Raw genomic sequence first — 2,565 nt, 5'->3', positions numbered from 1 at the left:
TCTCGGCAAAGAACGTGATTAAAAGTGGAATATCGTCACGACGATCGTTTAATGATGGCACTTTGATGAGAATAACTGCCAATCGGTGGTACAAATCTTCGCGAAAACGACCTTCGGCAATTTCAGTTTTCAAATCTTTATTGGTAGCCGCCAAAACGCGAACATTAATTTTGATGTCCTTGTCGGCTCCTACTCTTGTGATCATGCTTTCTTGGAGCGCACGCAAGACTTTGGCTTGCGCCGAAAGACTCATATCGCCAATTTCGTCTAGAAAAATGGTTCCGCCATCGGCAGCTTCAAATTTTCCAGCTCTGTCTTTTATGGCAGATGTAAATGCACCTTTTACGTGTCCAAATAATTCACTTTCTATTAATTCTGATGGAATTGCTGCGCAGTTTACTTCAATTAATGGATAGTTTGCGCGTTCACTTTTTTCATGCAATTGATGAGCAACAAGTTCTTTTCCTGTTCCGTTTGGTCCAGTTATTAAAACTCTTGCATCTGTGGTTGCAACTTTTTCTATTATAGATTTTATATGATTTATTGGTTCTGAATTTCCAATCATATCATAGTTTTTACTAACTTTTTTCTTTAGAATTTTATTTTCTACAACCAGTTGTTTTTTGTCTAAAGCGTTACGAACTGTGTTAAGTAATCTATTTAAATCTGGTGGTTTGGAGATATAATCAAAAGCTCCAAGTCGCATTGTATTTATGGCTGTTTCCATATCGCCATGACCAGAAATCATTACAATTGGAATTTCGGGTTTTATTTTTTTTACGGCTTCAAGCAATTCTTCGCCGTCCATTTTTGGCATTTTGATGTCGCAAAGAACTAAATCGTAATCTGTATTTTTTATTTTTTCAAATCCTTGCGCACCATCTTCGGCTTCTTCTACTTGGTATGTAACGCTTTCCTCAGAAAGTATTTTGGTTAAGACTCTTCTTATAGATGCTTCGTCTTCTATGATTAATATTTTGCTCATTTTTTTATTTGTTTTGCCTCAAAGGCGCAAAGTCACAAAGTTTTTTTTTAATATTTTTCAAAGTTAATGAAAATAATATTTAGAAAAATTTAAACCATTAAGGTATTAAGATATTTTCAAAAAATAAAATGGTTTGAAAATTAGCCCTGATTGAAGGGAAAAACATCCCGATTTTTATCGGGATTTTTGGAATGAAAGCAGGAAAATGGATTGCTAATAAAGCTCAAGCCATTCGCTCCTGACTTCGACAAGCTTATCCTGACATTAGTATTTTAGCCATTTATATAGTTCTTTCCAAGAAGGTTTTTTACCATACATTAATATTCCGATGCGATAAATCTTAGCTGCAAACCAAACTACGCCGAAGAATGTTGCAAAAAGTATGGTCACAGAAATTGCAATTTGCCACCAAGGAACACCAAACGGAATTCGCATCATCATGACAATTGGTGATGTTAATGGAATCATAGAAAAAACGGTAGCAATGGTTCCGTGAGGATCGTTTATTACTGTAAAAAAACCAATATAAACTCCTAGAATTAGAGGCATTATTATTGGTAAAAGAAATTGCTGAGAATCGGTTTCGTTATCAACAGCTGCTCCAATTGATGCATAAAATGAACTGTATAAAAAGTATCCACCAATGAAATAAATAATAAACGAAATTAGTATTGTTGCAATTGGCAAATTTCTTAATTCCTTAATTATTATTTGTGCATTTGACGCAAAATCACTTTGACTTGATTGCATAACTTGATCTTGAACTCCGGCAGTTGCACCCATTTGAACACCAAAAATGGATGATAAAATAAACATTGCTGTTAAACCAAGAATAGCCCAAATTAAAAACTGCAAAATTCCAGCCAATGATGTTCCAATGATTTTTCCCATCATCAATTGAAATGGTTTTACTGATGAAATAATAACTTCAATTATTCGTGATGTTTTTTCTTCAATTACACTTCGCATCACCATATTTCCGTATAAAACTATAAACATCATAATTAAATACCCAAATGCGCCACCAACAACTGTTTTTATCATGTTTAATCCTTCAAATGTTGTTTCGCCGTTGGTTTTTTTTATTTGAATGGCAACTTTTGCTTTAGCATTATTTATTTTTAAAGTATCAATTCCTTGCTTATCGAAATTTTCTTGGGTTATTTTTTTTGAAATAACTTCTTCTAAATCTTGAACAAACATAATTCCAGGACTTTCATTAGAAATATATTGAATATTTTTTTGAAGTAAATTATTGTTTGATAAATTTGGGATGATTAAAAGTCCTTCGTAACTTTCGTTTACAATACTGTCTTTGAGAAATTTTATATCTAATGCTGATAAATCTACATATTTAAATTCTTCATCATTTTTAAATTCATTTACAAATCTTCGAGATTCGTCATGAATTGCAATGGTTTTTAAATCGGCTTTCATTGTGCTTAAATAGCCAACAAAAACTGCAATTGCTACAAATAACAAAGGACTTAAGAACGTCATTACAATAAATGATTTATTGCGAACTTTGGCAATGAATTCTCTTTTTATAATTAGTGGTAATTTGTTCATTTAAAAAAAGT

General features: G+C 32.3%; 2 protein-coding genes. Both read right to left on the bottom strand.

Annotated elements, in window-relative coordinates:
• Window positions 1-985 (bottom strand): sigma-54-dependent transcriptional regulator (locus ACH2BO_RS11845; protein ID WP_395044944.1); only part of this gene is annotated, 985 nt, incomplete at its 3' end.
• A gap of 264 nt (window positions 986-1,249) precedes the next feature.
• Window positions 1,250-2,554 (bottom strand): ABC transporter permease, encoded by a 1,305-nt coding sequence (locus ACH2BO_RS11840; RefSeq protein ID WP_395044943.1) that lies wholly within the window; start codon window positions 2,552-2,554, stop codon window positions 1,250-1,252.
• Window positions 2,555-2,565 lie beyond the last annotated feature (11 nt).

This window comes from Flavobacterium sp., from assembly GCF_043773265.1.
Taxonomy (GTDB): domain Bacteria; phylum Bacteroidota; class Bacteroidia; order Flavobacteriales; family Flavobacteriaceae; genus Flavobacterium.
The sequence above is the reverse complement of the archived record's forward strand: the minus strand, read 5'-3'. Positions and strand labels throughout refer to the sequence as shown.

What these genes read in the sequence shown, in the direction of transcription:
- ACH2BO_RS11840 (WP_395044943.1), bottom strand. Translation starts at nt 2,554, where the DNA reads ATGAACAAATTACCACTAATTATAAAAAGAGAATTCATTGCCAAAGTT.